The following is a 17,437-nucleotide window of genomic DNA, read 5'->3' as shown; positions in this document are numbered from 1 at the left end:
TCACACCGGGTCAGCAAGGCGGCCGGCTCGTGACCGATGCCGCCGCCGGGTCATTCGCCGACCGCGTGGCCCGCCGGCCCTGGCACGCCCCCTGCTTTTACATCGGTGCCCCGCCGGCTGAACGCCACCCGTGCCGGGGCCGGCGCTCCCGCGCACGCCGCTCGCCGCCGTTGTAAGGCGGTTGTTTCTTCAGCAATCCGCCCCGTGCCGGGGCAGGGTTTGCACCAGTATGGGCGGCGTTCGGCTGGTCCCATCGAAGGCCGGATGTTGGACCTATCGCCTTGCGGTGCGCACAGCGTATCTTGCGGACACACACGTTATCGGTTCGTCTTGATCGCATCGCAAGGAGAGTAGAAATGACCGTCATCAATCCGGCTCGCCGGCGTCTCGTCACCGCCGCCGCGCTCGCCAGCGCCACGATGGGCTGGCCGCTGATCGGCGAGGCCGCCGAGCCGCAGCGCGGCGGCACGCTGGTGGTGGGCACGACGCAGACGCCGCGCCACCTCAATGGCGCCGTGCAGTCGGGCGCCGCCACGGCGATGCCGTCGAGCCAGTTGTTTGCCAGTCCCCTGCGCTTCGACGACCAATGGAAGCCACACCCCTATCTCGCCGAGAGCTGGAAGCTGGCCGACGATGGCCTGTCGCTCACGCTCAACCTGCGCAAGAACGCGGTGTTCCACGACGGCAAGCCGATCACGTCGGCCGATGTCGCCTTCTCGATCATGGCGATCAAGGCGAACCATCCGTTCCAGACCATGTTCGGCCCGGTGGAAAAGGTGGAGACGCCCGACGAGCACACCGCCGTCATCCGCATGAGCACGCCGCACCCGGCGATCGTGCTGGCCATGTCGCCGGCCCTGTGCCCGATCCTGCCCAAGCATGTCTATGGCGACGGCCAGGACCTCAAGAGCCACCCGCGCAACAGCAAGGACGTGGTCGGCTCGGGGCCGTTCAAGTTCGTCGAGTTCACGCCCGGCCAGCGCATCGTGCTCGACAAGCACGACAAGTTCTTCCTGCAGGGCAAGCCCTATCTCGACAAGGTGGTCTTCAACCTCACGCCGGACGCCTCGTCCCTGGTTCTCGGACTCGAGCGCGGCGACATCCAGATGATTGCCTTCGCGTCGATACCGACGGACCTGCGCCGCATGTCCGACAACCCGAAGATCACGCTCGCGCGCAAGGGCTACGAGGGCATCGGCCCGCTCAACTGGCTGGCCTTCAACCTCGAACGCAAGCCCCTGTCCGACCTGAAGGTGCGTCAGGCGATCGCGCACACGATCAACAAGGACTTCATCACCAAGGCGCTGATGGGCGGTTTCGCCACGCCGACCACCGGCCCCATCGTGCCCACCAGCCCGTTCTTCTCGGCGGCGGACAACGTCAAGTATCCGTTCGACCTGAAGAAGGCCGCGGCACTGCTGGACGAAGCCGGCCTCAAGCCCGGCGAAGGCGGCGAGCGCCTCAAGCTCACCATCGACTACGTGCCGGGCGCCGACGACCAGCAGAAGACGGTGGCCGAGTACCTGCGGGGCCAGCTCAAGAAGGTGGGCGTGACGCTGGAGGTACGCACCTCGGCCGATTTCCCGTCATGGGCCAAGCGCATGGCCGAGCACGACTTCGACCTGTCCATGGACCTTGTCTGGAACTGGGGCGACCCGACCATCGGGGTGCACCGCACATACCTGTCGAGCAACATCAAGCCGATCGTCTGGACCAACACGCAGTCCTACCGCAACCCCGAGGTCGATGCGCTGCTGGCCAAGGCCGGCGCCGCCGTCCACGAGAACGAGCGCAAGGCGCTCTACGCCCAGTTCGAGAAGATCGTCACCACCGAGCTGCCGGTCGACGTGATCAACGTGGTGCCCTATCACACCGCCGCGCTCAAGAAGGTCGGGCAGTTGCCCACCACCATCTGGGGGCCGATGTCGCCCTACGACGAAGTGTCCCTGCAGCCCTGAGCCGCGGCGCCAGCAGCCAGCACACCGCAAGCCAAGCAACAGGGCCGCGCCATCATGGGAACCCATCTCCGATTCGTCGCCACGCGCGTGTTCCAGGGCCTGGCCCTGGTGATCGCCGTCGTCGTTCTCAACTTCGTGCTCGTGCACGCGGCGCCGGGCGATCCGGTCGAGACCATCGCCGGCGCCAGCGGCGGCATGAGCCAGGAACTGAAGGACGAACTGCGCGTGCAGTACGGGCTGGACAAGCCCGTCACCACGCAGCTGGCCGTCTACCTCGGCAAGGTCGCACAGGGCGATCTGGGCCAGTCGTACTACTTCAACCTGCCGGTGTCGGGGCTGATCCTCGAGCGGCTGCCTGCGACCTTGCTGCTGGTGTTCACCGCGGTGCTCGGCGCGTTCGTGGTGGGTACGGCGCTGGGCGTGCTGTCGGCGCGCAAGCCCAACGGACTGCTGTCGCAGTTGATCACCGTTGGCTCGCTGGTGGGCTTCGCGGCGCCCGTGTTCTGGATCGGCATCCTGCTGATGATCCTGTTCGCCTCGGTGCTGCCGTGGTTCCCGGTGTCTGGCATGCGCGCGGCCGACGCGGTGACCGACCGCGGCAGCCTGGCCGACATCCTCGACGTGCTGCACCACCTGGTGCTGCCGGCGCTCACGCTGGGCATCATCTACCTGGCGCAGTACAGCCGGCTGGCGCGCGCCTCCACCCTCGACGTGCTGGGCAGCGACTACATCCGCACCGCGCGCGCCAAGGGCCTGGCCGAACGCGTAGTGCTCTACAAGCACGCGCTGCGCAATGCGGTGCTGCCCGTGGTGACGGTGCTGGGCCTGCAGTTCGGCAACGTGCTGGCCGGCGCGGTGCTGGTCGAGACCGTGTTCAACTGGCCCGGGCTCGGACGCCTGGCCTTCGACTCGGTGCTGCGCCGCGACTATCCCACCATCCTCGGCGTGCTGCTGCTTTCGGCAGTGGTCGTCGTCATCATGAATCAGGTGACCGACATGGTGTATCGCCTGGTCGACCCCAGGATCCGGACGTCATGAGCGCAGTCCTGCCCCCTTCCGACATGGCTTCCACTCCTACCTCCTCGGCCGTCGCGCCGGTCCGCGCGGCGCCGCGCAGCGAACATCCGGCACGGCAGGCCGCGCGCATGTTCATGCGCAACCCCTCGGCCATCGCCGGGCTAGTGCTGCTCGCCGGCGTGCTGTTCGTCACGCTGCTGGGCCCGCTGATCTGGCCGGCCGACCCCTTCGAGATCGTTGCCGCGCCGCTCACGCCGCCCTTCGGCGAAGAGAACATCCTGGGGACCGACTATCTGGGGCGCGACGTGCTGACCACCATCATCCACGGAGGACGCGCCACCTTGCTCGTCGGCGCGGTGGCAGCCCTCCTGTCGGTGCTGATCGGCGTGACCATCGGCGCACTGTCGGGCTTCTACGGCGGCAAGGTCGACGCCGTGCTCAGCCGCATCGTCGAGTTCTTCCAGGTGCTGCCATCGCTGCTGTTCGCGATGGTGGTGGTCACGCTGTTCCAGCCTTCCCTGCTCACCGTGACGCTGGCCATCGGCATCTCGAGCTGGACGCCCACCGCGCGCCTGGCGCGCGCCGAGTTCCTCAAGCTGCGCGGGCAGGAGTTCGTGCGGGCCGAACGCGCCATCGGCGCGCGCGACGCCCGCATCCTGTGGAAGGTGATGCTGCCCAATGCCTTCCCGCCGCTGATCGTGTCGGCCGCGCTGGCGGTGGGCGTGGCCATCCTGTTCGAGGCCGGGCTGTCGTTCCTCGGACTGGGCGATCCCAACCAGATGACGTGGGGCCTGATGATCGGCTCGAGCCGCCCCTACGTGCTCAGCTGCTGGTGGGCGGTGGCCTTTCCCGGCATCGCGATCTTCGTCACTGTGCTGGCGGTGAGCCTGATCGGCGACGGATTGAACGACGCCCTGAACCCGAAGCTGAGGGAAAGATGATGTCCGACGAGAAGCTGCTGCAGGTGAGCGACCTGCGCGTGGAATTCAAGAGCCGCCAGGGCACGGCCATGGTGCTCAACGGCGTGGATTTCGAACTGCGCCCCGGCGAGACGCTGTGCGTGGTCGGCGAGTCTGGCTGCGGCAAGAGCATGACGGCGCTGGCACTGCTGCGGCTGATTCCCTCGCCCCCCGGGCGCATCGCCGGCGGCCGCGTCGCGCTGCGCGGTCGAGACCTGCTGGCCTGCAGCGAAGCCGAGATGCGCGCCGTGCGCGGCGACCGCATCTCGATGATCTTCCAGGAGCCGATGACCTCGCTCAACCCGGTCTACACGGTCGGCGACCAGATCGGCGAGACGCTGCGCCTGCACGCCGGGCTCGACGCGCGAGCGGCTCGGGCGCGCGCGATCGAGATGCTGATGCAGGTCGGCATTCCGGCGCCGGAGAAGCGGGTCGACGAGTTCCCGCACCAGCTGTCGGGCGGAATGCGCCAGCGCGTGATGATCGCCATGGCGCTGGCCTGCCGGCCCGAGATCCTGATCGCCGACGAACCCACCACCGCACTCGACGTGACGGTGCAGGCGCAGATCTTCGACCTGCTGCGCGACCTGCAACGCGAAAATGGCACTGCCATCCTGATGATCACGCACGACATGGGCGCGGTGGCCGAAATGGCCGACCGCGTCATGGTGATGTACGCCGGCCGCGTGATCGAGCAGGGCACGGTGGACGAGGTGCTCTCGGCACCGCGGCACCCCTATACGCAAGGCCTGATCGAGTGCCTGCCCGAACTCGGATCCAGCCGCGACGGCGAGCCCGGCCCGCTGGCCGAGATTCCCGGCGTGGTGCCGTCCATCTGGGAGCTCGGACAGGGCTGCGCGTTCCGCGAGCGCTGCCCGCACGCGCACGCGCGCTGCGCCGCCGAGGTGCCGCCCATGTTCGCCGCCGGCGGCGCGGGCGGTCATGGCGCGGCGTGCTGGCTGCTGGCCGAGCAGGCCGAGGAGGCGATGGCATGAACGCACGCACCCATCCAGACGTCCTGCTGTCGGTGCAGGACCTTCAGGTCCACTTCCCGCGCAAGAGCAGCTGGGGCCGTCCGCCCGAGGTCGTGCGCGCGGTCGATGGCGTCTCGTTCGAGGTGCGCCGCGGCACCGCGCTGGCGGTGGTCGGCGAATCCGGCTCCGGCAAGACCACGACCGCGCTGGCGGTGATGCGCCTGGCGCCGATCACGGGCGGATCGGTCCGGCTGGGCGACACCGAGCTGAGCCGGCTCGAGGGCGAGGCCATGCGGCTGGCGCGGCGGCGCCTGCAGATCGTGTTCCAGGACCCGTTCTCCTCGCTCAATCCGCGCCAGCGCGCCGGTGACGCGGTGCGCGCGCCGCTCGACCTGATGAAGGTGGGCACGCCGGCCGAGCGCGAGGCGCGCGTGGCGCAGCTGTTCGCCCAGGTCGGCCTGCGGCCCGAGCAGCGGCACCTGTTCCCGCACCAGTTCTCCGGCGGCCAGCGCCAGCGCATCAACATCGCGCGCGCCCTGGCGACGCAACCCGAGCTGGTGGTCTGCGACGAGCCGGTCTCGGCGCTTGACGTGGCCATTCGCGCGCAGATCCTCAACCTGCTGCGGCAACTGCAGCGCGACCTGGGCCTGACCTACCTGTTCATCTCGCACGACATGGCGGTGGTGGAACACCTGTGCGACGAGATCGCCGTCATGTACCTGGGCCAGATCGTCGAGCGCGCGCCGCGCCAGGCGTTCTTCGCCAGCCCGCTGCATCCGTACAGCGTGGCGCTGATGTCCGCCGTACCCACCGTCGCGGGCGGACGCCGCCGCGCCGCCACGCGCATCAAGCTCAGCGGCGACCCACCCAGCCCGATCGCCCCGCCACCGGGCTGCCGGTTCGCCGGCCGCTGCCCCGCCGCCGAGCCCGCGTGCACGCAGGAGATGCCGCCACTGCGCGAGGTGAACCCCGGCCATTGGGTGCGCTGCCGGCGGGTGGAAGTCGTCGATGGCCGGGCGCAGCCCGTGATCCGGTTCGACAACGCATGATGCGTCTGACCACCGCCGCGCGGCAGGCGCGGCGCAAGACCCGGAGGTGAAGTGGCAAGACAAACGACATTGATTCGCGGCGCTCGCGTCTGGACCGGCGTCGGCGACACGCCGGCGCGGTCGCTCGACATGCTGGTCGAAGGCGGACGCATCCAGGCGCTCGAGGCACGGCTGTCCACGCCGCCCGGCGCGCAGGTCATCGACGCCGACGGCCTGCTGCTGCTGCCGGCCTTCGTCGACGGCCACGGCCACCTGGACAAGACCCTCTGGGGCCGGCCGTGGCAGCCGCACAGCGCCGGCCCGACCGTGGCCGAGCGCATCGCCAACGAGCGCTCGCTGCTGGCGCGCCTGGACCATTCGCCACAGGCGGGCAGCGAAAGGCTGCTGCGCCACCTCGTCACGCGCGGCACCACCACCGTGCGCAGCCACGTGGACGTCGGGACCGAGGTCGGCCTGTCGCACCTGCACGCCGTGCTGGCCACGCGCGAGCGCTGCGCCGACATCGCCACGCTGCAACTGGTGGCGTTCCCGCAGGGCGGCGTCGGCCCTGGCGCCGGCACGCTCGACCTGCTGGACAACGCCGTGCTCGAAGGCGCCGAGGCCATCGGCGGGGTCGATCCGGCAACCATCGACGGCCATCCCACCGCGCAGCTGGACGGCGTGTTCGCGATCGCCTCGCGGCGCGGCTGCGCGCTCGACCTGCATCTGCACGAACTGGGCGAGACCGGCCTGGCCGCCGTGGACGCGATCATCGAGCGCACCCTGTCGCTCGGCCTGGCCGGCCGGGTCGTGATCAGCCATGCCTTCTGCCTGGGCGAACTCGCGCCGGACCGGCTCGACCCGCTGCTCGCGCGCCTGGCCAAGGCCGACATCGCCATCATGAGTCACGGCCCCGGCGGTGGATGGCCGCGCCCGCCCGTGCGGCGACTGGCCGAGCACGGCGTGCGCGTTTTCTGCGGCTCCGACGGCGTACGCGACGCCTGGTCGCCGCTGAACACCGGCGACATGCTCGAGCGCGCCTATCTCGTGGCCTACGTCAACGGCCTGCGGGACGACGCCGGCCTCGAACTCGCGCTGCAGATGGCCACCTCGCGCGCGGCCGACGTGCTGGGCATCGAGGCCGGCACGCTGGAGGCCGGCGCGCCCGCCGACATCGTCGCGGTGCAGGCCGAGACCGCCGCCGAGGCCGTCGCCGCGCACCCGCCGCGCTGCTGGGTGATGCGGCGCGGCCAGATCATCGCCCGCGATGGCCACGCCGCCGCGGCCCCGCAAACCTGAGCTTCAACCCTGGAACCCACGCTGCATGTCGACCATCGTCTATCCCGCCCGCAAGATCCTCACCATGAACCCGGCCAGCCCCGTGGCCACGCACATCGCCGTGCGCGACGGCCGCATCCTGGCCGTGGGCGGCCCGGACCACATGAAGGCCTGGGGCGCCTGCGAAGTCGACGACCGCTTCGCCGACATGGTGCTCATGCCCGGCCTGATCGAGGGCCACTGCCACCTGAAGGAAGGCGGCCTGTGGGACATGCCCTATCTGGGCTACTTCGACCGGCGCGGGCCGGACGGCCGCACCTGGCCGGGCCTGGCGAGCATGGACGCGGTGGTCGAGCGCCTGGCGCAGATCGATGCCCAGATGCGCGACGCCGGCGCGCCGGACGACAAGCCCCTCATCGCCTGGGGCTTCGACCCCATCTACTTCGACAACGAGCGCATGACGGTGCAGCACCTCGACCGCGCCAGCCGCACCCGCCGGATCGTCATCGCCCATGCCAACGGCCACCTGATGAACGTCAACACCGCCATGCTGCGGGACGCGGGCATCAGCAGCGAGACGGAAGTCGAGGGCGTGATGAAATTCGGCAACGGCGAGCCCAACGGCGAACTGCAGGAGCCGGCCGCGATGTTCCTGGTGGTCAAGCGCGTGGGCAATGCCGGCCTGCTCGCGCCGATGGACGACAACGGCATGCGCAACTTCGCCGCCATGGCCACCATGACCGGCGTGACCAGTGCCACCGACCTGGTGAACCGCCTGACCGACGCCGACGTCGACGTCCTGCGCCGCAACACCGGCGCGGAAGACTACTCGGTGCGACTGCTGCCGGCCTTCCAGGCCTTCCACGGCACGCACGGCGCGGCCGAGGGCGCCGAGCACGTGCGCCAGCTGATGCAGGGCAACACAGACCGGCTGCGCTTCGGCCTGGTCAAGATGATGATGGACGGGTCGATCCAGGGCTTCTCGGCGCGCGTGCGCTGGCCCGGCTACGTGAATGGTTCGCCCAACGGCATCTGGGTGACGGCCCCGGCGCAGTACGAGGCCGACTTCGAGACCTACCACCGCGCCGGCCTGACGATCCACACCCACACGAACGGCGACGAGGCGAGCGCGGTGGCGATCGACGCGATCGAGCGCATCCTTGCGCGCGCCCCGCGGCCCGGCCACCGCCACACGCTGCAGCACGGCCAGATGATCGACGCCCCGATGTTCCGCCGCATGGCAGCCCTCGGCCTGTCGGCCAATCTCTTCCCCAACCATTTCTGGTACTGGGGCGACCAGCACTACGAAGTGACGGTGGGCCCGGACCGGGCCGAACGCATGAACGCCTGCCGCAGCGCGCTGGACGCCGGGGTCAACCTGGCCATCCATTCCGACGCGCCGGTCACGCCGCTGGGCCCCCTGTTCACGGCCTGGTGCGCGGTCAACCGCCTCACGCCCAAGGGCCGCGTGCTCGGCGAGGGTGAACGCATCAGCGTCGCCCAGGCGCTGTACGCCACCACGCGCGGCGCGGCCTGGACGCTGGGGCTGGAGCAGGACACCGGCATCCTCGTCAGCGGCAAGCGCGCCGACCTGTGCGTGATGCGCGACGACCCCACCGAAACCGACCCCGCGAAGCTCAAGGACGTGCGCGTGTGGGGCACCATGCTGTCGGGCCGGGTGTTCAAATCGCTGCTTGCCTGATCAGCCCGCCACTCGAGGAGCCAACGCGATGCAACCCGCCCCACGCATTCCGCTGACCGTGATCGGCGGCTTCCTGGGTGCCGGCAAGACCACGCTGGTCAACCGCCTGCTGGCCGACGCGCGGGGACGGCGCCTGGCCGTGCTGGTCAACGACTTCGGGGCGGTCAACATCGACGCCGCGCTGGTGGCGCAAAGCGCCGGCGACACCATCGCGCTGACGAACGGCTGCGTGTGCTGCTCGATCGGCGGCGACCTCAGCGCCGCGCTCATCCGCGTGCTGGCGATGCAGCCGGCCTTCGACGGCATCGTGGTCGAGGCCAGCGGCGTGTCCGACCCGGCCCGCATCGCACAGATCGCCCTGGCCGATCCGCAACTCGAGCCCAACGGTACCCTGGTGCTGGTGGACGCCACGGTCGCGGCCGGCCAGTCGCGCGATCCGCTGCTGGGCGAGCAGATGGCCACCCAGGTCAAGGGCGCGGATTTTCTCGTGGTCAACAAGACGGACATCGCCACCGCCGAGGATCTGCGCGCGCTGCGCGACTGGCTGGACTCGGCGGCGCCGGGGGTGCCCCGCTTCGAGACGCATCACGCGGCCGTGCCCGAGGCATTGCTGCGGGCGCCGGCGGCCGCAGCGCCGGCCTGCGGCGCGGACTGCGCGCACGAAACGCACGAGGCCGGCCACGCCCATGTGCATGCGCATATGCATGCCCATGCGCACGACCACGGCCACACCTTCGAGACCTGGCTCGGGCGCCCTCCGGGCCCGCTCGACGCGGACGTGCTTCGGACAGCGTTGCGCGACATGCCGGCAGGCGTGCTGCGGCTCAAGGGCGTGGTTCGCACCGACGCGCATGGCTGGAGCGAAATCCAGTTCGCCGGCCGGCACGGCAGCCTGCGGCGGGCGCTGGCGCCGCCGCCCGGCGGCCAGGCCTCGCTGGTGGCGATCGGGCTTGCGGGCCGGCTGCCGCGCAACGCGCTCGACGACCTGCTGCGGCGCAGCGCCGGTCACGCGGCTTGCGAGATGCGCTGACGTATCATCTTCCGGCACAAGCGCGCGATGCATACCGCGCGCTGCAACGCCAGCCCCGATTTCCAAAAGAATGAGCCAGCGCCTCAGCGCGGCGATGTGGACGCAGCTCATGCAGCGTTCCAGCCGCCCCAACCTCAGCCTGCAAAGCCAGATCCGCGAGATGATGGTGACGGCCATCCTCGACGGCCAGTTGCCCTCCGGCGTGCCGCTGCCGTCCAGCCGCGACCTGGCCGAACACCTTGGCGTGGCGCGCAACACCGTGGTGCTGGCCTACCAGCAACTGGCCGAAGAGGGCTACCTGATCTCGCGCCAGCGCAGCGGCCATTTCGTGAATCCGGAGATGACGCCGGGCAACGGCGCAGTCCGCCGCGGGCCGGCACCACCGGCACGCCCGCCCGGCCCGGACCGTCCGGTCGACTGGGCCGGCCGCCTGCGCCTGGAGCCGGCCGCCCAGCGCAGCATCGTCAAGCCGGCCGACTGGCAGAGCTACCCGTACCCGTTCCTCTACGGCCAGCTCGACGCCTCGCTCTTCCCGATCGCCGATTGGCGCGAGGTGTGCATGAAGTCGCTCGGCGTGCTGGACATCCGCGAGTGGGCGCCCGACCGCATCACCCTCGACGACGACAGCCTGGTGCAGCAGATCCGCACGCGCGTGCTTCCGCGCCGTGGCGTCTGGGCGTCGGCCGACGAACTGATCGTCACGGTCGGCGCGCAGCATGCGCTCTACATGCTGGCCGATCTGCTGATGCGCGAGAACACGCGCGTGGCGATCGAGGATCCGGGCTATCCGGATGCGCGCAACATCTTCGCCAGCCGCAGTTCGCACGTCGTGCCGCTGGCGGTCGACGCCGACGGCCTCCCGGTGGACGAGCGGCTGGCCGGGTTCGACTACGTGTACGCCACGCCCAGCCACCAATGCCCCACGGGCGTGACGATGCCACTGGCCCGGCGCGAGGCGCTGCTGGCCATGGCGAACGACTCCGACCTGGTCATCATCGAGGACGATTTCGAGAGCGAGAACCGGTTCAATGGCGACCCGATCCCCGCCCTCAAGAGCCTGGACCAGAACAATCGGGTGATCTACGTCGGCAGCCTGTCGAAAAGCCTGGCCCCGGGCCTGCGCCTGGGCTATATCGTGGGCGCGCCGCCGCTGATCGCGCAGTTGCGCGCGCTGCGCCGGCTGATGTTGCGCCACCCCACGGCCTTCACCCAGCGCGCCTTCGCGCTGTTCCTGTCGCTGGGCCACCATGACGCGCAACTGCGGCGGCTGGCCATGGCCCAGCGCGAGCGCAGCGCCGTGCTGCTGCAGGCGCTTGCGCAATACGCGCCGGCCTGCCAGGTCACGCCGACCAGCGGCGGCGGGTCGATGTGGGTCCGGCTGCCCGATGGCGTGTCGGCAGTGGAACTGGCCGAGCGCGCCATGGAGCGGGGCGTGCTCATCGAGCCCGGCGACGTGTTCTTCGCCAGCGATACCGCCCCGGGCGGCTACCTGCGGCTGGGCTACCAGGCGATCGAGGCGAGGTCGATCGAGGCGGGGGTCAAGGAACTTGCCGCGGCGCTCGAAGGCTTGATGCCGCGCTCCTAGGCTGCGGCGCGCGCTCGGCGCCGCACGGGCCCGTCGGACCGTTTTGAGGAGCGGCTCAGCCCGCGGTGACGGGCGGCCGATCCTTGCGGAAGGCGTTCTTCACGGCGATCTTGCCGTCTCGGAAAGTGAAGATGTCGACCATGCGAGCCTCGATCCGCGCCCCGTCGGCGGCGCGCGTGCCGCAGAAGGTGGACTCCGAGAAGCCGCGGTCGCCGCTCACCATGTGCACGCCGTCGAGCCAGGCGGCGTCCGGCACGGCCGTCCATGCGGCCTCGAACCCCGCGCGCACCGCCTCGCGGCCGATGAAGCTGCGGCCCAGCATGTCGGGGCCGGCGACGGCATGGAACTCGCAATCGTCGGTCATGAAGCTCATCAGCGCCTCGATGTCATGGCGATTCCAGGCGGCGGCGAAATCGGCCAGGGTCTGTTCGGTGACGGTGCGCGACATGCAATGACTCCTCAGTGATGGAAACAGCCCGCCAGGCAGGCAAAACGGCCCCAGGTTAGTGCACGGCATCCGGATGCGTTGGCGCCAGTTGACGGCATTCGGTTGGACCAGCGGCGGCCCAGCGGCTGGCTCCAGCGAATGCCGTCAACTGGCGCTAACCCGCATCGTGCCCAGTCACTAGTCTGCAAGCAACGACACCGACTCCGTCACTCCCCGGCACCATGGACCTGTCCACACCCAACCCCTCGCTCCTGCGGCCCTACGATCCGCAATACGACCCCCTGGTCGACGCCAACCCCGGCCGCGGCACCGACTATGCGCCGACCTACTGGGTCGCCAGCGCCGGCCGGCCGCCCGCCGACGACGGGCCGATCGACCGCGATGTCGACGCCGACGTCGTGATCGTCGGCTCGGGCTTCACCGGCCTGGCCACGGCCCTGTTCCTGGCACGCGAACACGGCATCCGCGCCACCGTGCTGGAGGCCAACCGCGCGGTGTGGGGCTGCACCAGCCGCAACGGCGGCCAGGGGCAGAACGCCAGCGGCCGCCTGTATCGCTCGCAATGGATCGAGCGCTGGGGCAAGGACGTGGCGCTCAAGCTCGACGCCGAGATCCGCGCCGGCTTCCAGACCTTCAAGGACCTGGTGGCCGAGTTTCCCGAATGCGAGCCGCAGCCCGGCGGCCACCTGTACATCGCGCACCGTGCCAGGAAGGTCGCGTTCCTGGCGCACGAAGCCAAGGTGATGCGCGAGGTGTTCGGCTACGACGCCCAGCTGCTCACAGCCGACGAAGTGCGGCGCCGCTACGTCGACGACGTCGAATCCCACGGCGCGCTGCACGAGCCGGACGGCATCGGCGTGCATCCGCTCAAGCTGGCGTTCGGCTATCTGCGCCGTGCCCGGGAACTCGGGGTGAAGGTCCATCCGGCGAGCCCGGTGACCGGCATGGAAACGCGCGGCGGGGTGCACTACCTCAAGACGCCGGGCGGCACGGTGCGCGCGCGCGCCGTCGGCTTCGCCACCGGCGGCTACACGAGCAATGCGCTGCACCCGAGCCTGGCCTCGAAGATCATGCCGATCCTGTCGAACTCGCTGGTGACGCGCCCGCTGACGGACGACGAACTCGCGGCCACCAACTTCCGCACCACCGAGGTCATCACCGACACCCGCACCTTGCGCTTCTACTACCGGCGCCTGCCGGACAACCGGGTGCAGATCGGCAGCCGCAGCGCCATCACAGGCGCCGACGCGCCGAACCCGCGCCACATGCAGATGCTGGTCGACGGACTGCACCGTAAGTTTCCGGCGCTGCGCGGCATCGGCATCGACCACTCGTGGTGGGGCTGGGTCGATGTCGCGCACGACATGATGCCTCGCGTGACCCAGCCCGACCCGGCCGAGCAGGTGTTCTACGCGCTGGGGTATGGCGGCAACGGGGTGTCGTTCTCGGCGCATGCCGGGCGCCGCATGGCCCAGCGCATCGCCGGCCGCAAGGACGACAGCTTCCAGCTGCCGATCTACAACTCGCCGCTGGAATATCCGAACGTGATGGGGCTGGTGCGCTCACGCGCCTTCGCGCCGTTTCGGCGGATCGGCCAGCGCGGGCTCTATCGCTGGTACTACATGCGCGACGAACGCGCCTGACGGCGCGCAACAACAGCCGGGCCGGCGGTGGTCTCCGGCCCGGTGGCGCATTCGCGCCACCGGCGTCCCATGCCGCCGCACTGCGACGGCCGGGACGCCTGTCGCGTCACAGGTCGAGCTTGGTGACCTTGGTGCCGTCGATGCTGGCATTGGCCATCAGGCCGGCATTGCTCAGCACATAGCCCACCACGGGGCTGCGCATCGTCTGGGTGTCGACGCCCACGTTCGCGCCGGTCTTGAGCAGGGTCACGTTGGCGTCGGCGCCCGCGGTCCAGCCCTTGCTGTTCCTGAACTTGTTCAGCGACTCGTCGTTCATGAACAGGACGAACACGGCCTTGGAATCGGCCCCGGCCAGCAGGCCGACCGCGGCGGCGGCAGTGCTGTAGTAGGCGCTCGTGGCATTGCCCACGCGCAGCGCACCTTCGCCGTACGAGCCGCCGACGCCCAGGCCGGCCGAGATCACCGACGGGAAGACCAGCACGCCCTTGGCCTTGCTGACCATTTCACGCGAGCCGGGCGCCTGGGCGTACAGCTTCGACAGCGCCGCGTCGACGCCCGAATCGATGCTGCGGCGCTTGGCAGCCGGATCGCCGTCCTTGCCCGCGCTGGTCGTCGTGGTGCAAGCCGTGAGCGCCAACAGGGCGGCGGCGCCGAAGGCCATGAATGTTCTCTTGTACATCTTGCTTCTCCTTGGTGAACCTGAGCAGACTGCCGGTGCGGCAGCGGAAGCCATCGTCGTTCAATCCGGACACAATAACAAGCACCTTGCGACAATGATTCGGCGCCATCCTACGCCGGCACGGGAAAGCCGTCGCCCCGCCGCGCCGGGCGCCGGGCCCTGCGCCGCTCAGGCTTCCCGCGCCGGGTCCAGGTTGGCCTCGACCCGCCCCAGCAGCGCCAGCAACTGGGCTTTCTCCGTGGCGTTCAAGCCCGCGGCCGCCAGTTCGGACAGCTTGCGGCGCCGGCGCTGAATCTGCTGCTGCAGCGCCCGTCCCTCTTCGGTGAGCGCCAAACGCAGGTTGCGCCGGTCTTCTGCATCGGGCTGCGCCTGGAGCAGGCCGCGCTCGCGCAAGCCGCCGACCAGCCGGGCCAGTTGCCCCTTGTCGCGTCCGGAGTGCGCGGCCAGGTCGCTTTGCGTGGCGCCCGGATGGCGCGCGAAGAAACCGAGCACCTTGCCGTCCATCGGCGTGGGCGCGCCGGGCAGATGCTCGATCGCGCGATGCTGCAGGCTGCGCACGCGGTGCATGACGGCATGGATGGCTTCGAGGACATCGTCCGAAGGCGCATCGGTCTGATGTTTGACTTTATCAACTGAGTGGGGCATGATGGATGACATTATCAACCATATAGACCCATCTTCATGCCCATGAGGTTTCCCACTTCTTCAACCGCCGTGGCCGCCGCGCCTGCCCAACCAGCCCCCACCGGCCCCGCACCCGTCCGCCGCGTGCAGCGCGTGCGCCACGAACTGCGCCGCCGCGACGTCCAGGTGCTGCGCAGCGAAGCCGTCGGCCCCAACTTCCTGTCGCTGACCTTCGGTGGCGAATCGTTGTCCGACTTCGTGTCCGACTCCTTCGACGACCACGTCAAGTTCATGTTCGATGCCGGCGGCGACGAGATGGTGCGGCGCGACTACACGCCGCGCCGCTTCGACCGGGTGGCGCGCGAGCTCACGCTGGAATTCGCCCTGCACGGCCATGGCACCGCCAGCGACTGGGCACGACAGGCCGCACCCGGGGCGCCGGCGGTGATCGGCGGGCCGCGTGGCTCGATGATCATCCCGGCCGACTATGACTGGCACCTCCTGGCCGGCGATGCCAGCGCCCTGCCCGCCATTCACCGCCGGCTGGAGGAACTGCCGGCAGGCGCCCGCGCGATCGTCCTGGTGCAGGTGCCGCATGCCGACGACCGGCGCGCGATGCACAGCGCGGCCGACGTCCAGTTGCAATGGGTGCATGACGACGTGGCGTGGCTGCGGGCGCTGGCCGACCTGGAACTGCCCGCCGGCGACGGCTTCGCCTGGTGCGCCGGCGAGGCGCGGCTGATGCCGCAGGCGCGCGAGATCGTGCTGCAGGGCCACGGCATCGCCCGCGAGTCCGCGCGCGTCGCAGCCTACTGGAAGCAAGGCGCGAGCGACTTCCACGAGCGGCTCGAGGGCTGACGCGCGGGGCCGCCCGGCTGTGCCGGTGCGGGTCAGGTGCCGCAGAAGGTCTGGTAGCAGGCGGTGACCGAAGGCGCCGCCGGTTCCGCGTAGCGGGCGCGCTCGGCCACTTCGTCGTAGGGCTGCATGAGCGCCGCAAGCAGCCGGTCGAACGGGCCGAGATCGTCGCCATCGCTGGCGGCGGCCAGCGCCTCTTCGACCCGCTCGTTGCGGGGGATGATCCACGGGTTCACACGCCGCATGCGCTCGGCGCGCGACGCGCCATTGCCTGCCGCTGGCGGCAGCGCCGCGTCGTCTCGCGCGCACCGCTCGCGCCAGCGCGCGAGCCACGCCGCCAGCGGCGCGGCATCGGCGAACAGGCTGCGCAACGGGTCTTCGTTTCCGTCCGCCGCATCGGCCAGCCGGCGCCAGGCCAGGGTGAAGTCCACCGACTGCGCCTGCAGCAGCGCCAGCCAGTCACCCACCAGGGCGGCGTCCGCCTCGTCGTCCCCGCCGGCCGCCACCGACGCCAGGCCCAGCTTGGCGCGCTGGCCCTGCAGCAGCGCGGCGGCATACCACGTGGGAAAGGCATCGATCACTTCGGTGACCTGCGCCACCGCCTCCTTCACCGCGGCCTCGTCCTCGGTGTCGCGGGCCAGCAGCGGCAGCAGCGTCTCGCCGAAGCGCGCCAGGTTCCAGCGCGCGATCTGCGGCTGGTTGCCGTAGGCGTAGCGACCGCCGTGATCGATGCTGCTGAACACCGCGGCCGGGTCGTAGCCTTCCATGAAGGCGCACGGGCCGTAGTCGATGGTCTCGCCCGACAACGCCATGTTGTCGGTGTTCATCACGCCATGGATGAAGCCGACGTTCATCCACTGCGCGATCAGCACTGCCTGGCGCCGCGCCACGGCGCGCAGAAGGCCCAGGTAGGGCGCCGGCGATGCGGCCAGTTCCGGATCGTGGCGGGCGATGGTGTAGTCGGCCAGCTGGCGCAGCCGCTCCCACTCGCCGCGCGCCGCGAAGAACTGGAAGGTGCCCACCCGCAGATGGCTGGCCGCCACCCGCGTCAGCACGGCACCCGGCAGGGCCCGCTCGCGCATGACCTGGTCGCCGGTGGCGGCAACCGCCAACGCGCGCGTTGTGGGAATGCCCAGGGCGTGCATGGCCTCGCCGATCAGCACCTCGCGCAGCATCGGGCCGACGGCGGCGCGGCCGTCGCCGCCGCGCGAGAACGGCGTGCGGCCCGACCCCTTGAAGGCGATGTCGCGGCGCCGGCCCTGCCGGTCGACCAGTTCGCCGATCAGGAGCGCCCGGCCGTCGCCCAGCTGCGGCGAGAAGCCGCCGAACTGATGTCCAGCGTATGCCTGTGCGATCGGCTGGGCGCCCGATGGCAGCGCATTGCCGGCGAACAGCGCGGCGCCGGGTTCGCCGCCCAGCGCCGCGACGTCCAGCCCCAGCTCGGCCGCCAGCGGCCGGTTCAGGTAGAGCAGCCGCGGGGCCGTGGCTTCGACAGGCTTCCACGGCAGGTAGAAGCCCTGCAGTTCGCGGGCGTAGCTGTTGTCGAAAGAGAAGCCGGCCACCGGGCCGGCAGGGGTGGTGAGCGCGTCCATGCGGGCAGTGTGCCCGCAATCGGACCGGTCGGCAGGCGTGCCGGCGAGCGCCCACTGTGCCGCCG

15 protein-coding genes are annotated in these 17,437 nt (G+C 70.3%); 11 read left to right on the top strand and 4 right to left on the bottom strand.

Going from position 1 to position 17,437, the window contains the following annotated elements:
• Window positions 1–356: 356 nt before the first annotated feature.
• The 9 genes from VES41_RS19060 to VES41_RS19020 all read left to right on the top strand — a co-directional run bounded on the left by VES41_RS19060 (window position 357) and on the right by VES41_RS19020 (window position 11,531).
• Window positions 357–1,958 (top strand): ABC transporter substrate-binding protein, encoded by a 1,602-nt coding sequence (locus VES41_RS19060; protein WP_324820267.1) that lies wholly within the window; start codon window positions 357–359, stop codon window positions 1,956–1,958.
• Window positions 1,959–2,012: 54 nt separating this feature from the next.
• Window positions 2,013–2,996: an ABC transporter permease gene (locus tag VES41_RS19055; protein ID WP_324820265.1), complete on the top strand. Its 984-nt coding sequence runs from the start codon at window positions 2,013–2,015 to the stop codon at window positions 2,994–2,996.
• The gene (locus tag VES41_RS19050) at window positions 2,993–3,916 is read left to right on the top strand and encodes an ABC transporter permease (RefSeq protein WP_324820263.1); all 924 of its coding nucleotides are present in this window, start codon (window positions 2,993–2,995) and stop codon (window positions 3,914–3,916) included. The genes VES41_RS19055 and VES41_RS19050 overlap by 4 nt, the downstream gene beginning before the upstream one ends.
• Window positions 3,913–4,929 carry an ABC transporter ATP-binding protein gene (locus VES41_RS19045; protein WP_324820261.1) on the top strand — a complete coding sequence of 339 codons (1,017 nt, stop codon included), beginning with the start codon at window positions 3,913–3,915 and terminating at the stop codon, window positions 4,927–4,929. Before VES41_RS19050 ends, VES41_RS19045 begins: the two co-directional genes overlap by 4 nt.
• Window positions 4,926–5,957 carry an oligopeptide/dipeptide ABC transporter ATP-binding protein gene (locus tag VES41_RS19040; protein WP_324820259.1) on the top strand — a complete coding sequence of 344 codons (1,032 nt, stop codon included), beginning with the start codon at window positions 4,926–4,928 and terminating at the stop codon, window positions 5,955–5,957. Before VES41_RS19045 ends, VES41_RS19040 begins: the two co-directional genes overlap by 4 nt.
• Window positions 5,958–6,008: 51 nt before the next feature.
• The gene (locus VES41_RS19035) at window positions 6,009–7,235 is read left to right on the top strand and encodes an amidohydrolase (RefSeq protein WP_324820257.1); all 1,227 of its coding nucleotides are present in this window, start codon (window positions 6,009–6,011) and stop codon (window positions 7,233–7,235) included.
• A 25-nt stretch (window positions 7,236–7,260) separates the two neighbouring features.
• Window positions 7,261–8,916: an amidohydrolase gene (locus VES41_RS19030; RefSeq protein WP_324820255.1), complete on the top strand. Its 1,656-nt coding sequence runs from the start codon at window positions 7,261–7,263 to the stop codon at window positions 8,914–8,916.
• A 28-nt stretch (window positions 8,917–8,944) separates the two neighbouring features.
• Entirely contained in the window at window positions 8,945–9,946 is a 1,002-nt protein-coding gene (locus VES41_RS19025; RefSeq protein ID WP_324820253.1) for a CobW family GTP-binding protein, read from the top strand.
• Between the two features lie 70 nt (window positions 9,947–10,016).
• Window positions 10,017–11,531, top strand: a complete 1,515-nt coding sequence (locus VES41_RS19020) for a PLP-dependent aminotransferase family protein (RefSeq protein ID WP_324820251.1) — start codon at window positions 10,017–10,019, stop codon at window positions 11,529–11,531.
• Window positions 11,532–11,586: 55 nt separating this feature from the next.
• On the opposite strand, the gene VES41_RS19015 is transcribed toward VES41_RS19020, so the two are convergent.
• Window positions 11,587–11,979 carry a nuclear transport factor 2 family protein gene (locus VES41_RS19015; RefSeq protein WP_324820249.1) on the bottom strand — a complete coding sequence of 131 codons (393 nt, stop codon included), beginning with the start codon at window positions 11,977–11,979 and terminating at the stop codon, window positions 11,587–11,589.
• A 221-nt stretch (window positions 11,980–12,200) separates the two neighbouring features.
• Here VES41_RS19015 and VES41_RS19010 point away from each other — a divergent pair, with 221 nt between their 5' ends.
• Window positions 12,201–13,622, top strand: a complete 1,422-nt coding sequence (locus VES41_RS19010; RefSeq protein ID WP_324820247.1) for an FAD-binding oxidoreductase — start codon at window positions 12,201–12,203, stop codon at window positions 13,620–13,622.
• 106 nt (window positions 13,623–13,728) lie between these two features.
• Here the strand turns inward: VES41_RS19010 and VES41_RS19005 are convergent, their stop codons facing one another.
• Both VES41_RS19005 and VES41_RS19000 read right to left on the bottom strand, forming a co-directional pair.
• The gene (locus tag VES41_RS19005) at window positions 13,729–14,301 is read right to left on the bottom strand and encodes a BPSL1445 family SYLF domain-containing lipoprotein (protein ID WP_324820245.1); all 573 of its coding nucleotides are present in this window, start codon (window positions 14,299–14,301) and stop codon (window positions 13,729–13,731) included.
• A gap of 168 nt (window positions 14,302–14,469) precedes the next feature.
• Window positions 14,470–14,946 (bottom strand): MarR family winged helix-turn-helix transcriptional regulator, encoded by a 477-nt coding sequence (locus VES41_RS19000; RefSeq protein ID WP_324820243.1) that lies wholly within the window; start codon window positions 14,944–14,946, stop codon window positions 14,470–14,472.
• Between the two features lie 36 nt (window positions 14,947–14,982).
• On the opposite strand from VES41_RS19000, the gene VES41_RS18995 reads away from it, so the two are divergent.
• Entirely contained in the window at window positions 14,983–15,783 is an 801-nt protein-coding gene (locus tag VES41_RS18995; RefSeq protein ID WP_324820241.1) for a siderophore-interacting protein, read from the top strand.
• A gap of 32 nt (window positions 15,784–15,815) precedes the next feature.
• Here the strand turns inward: VES41_RS18995 and VES41_RS18990 are convergent, their stop codons facing one another.
• Window positions 15,816–17,372 (bottom strand): protein adenylyltransferase SelO, encoded by a 1,557-nt coding sequence (locus VES41_RS18990; RefSeq protein ID WP_324820238.1) that lies wholly within the window; start codon window positions 17,370–17,372, stop codon window positions 15,816–15,818.
• Window positions 17,373–17,437: the final 65 nt, after the last annotated feature.

This window comes from Variovorax sp. (assembly GCF_035634955.1).
Taxonomy (GTDB): Bacteria; Pseudomonadota; Gammaproteobacteria; order Burkholderiales; family Burkholderiaceae_C; genus Variovorax.
The sequence above is the reverse complement of the archived record's forward strand: the minus strand, read 5'-3'. Positions and strand labels throughout refer to the sequence as shown.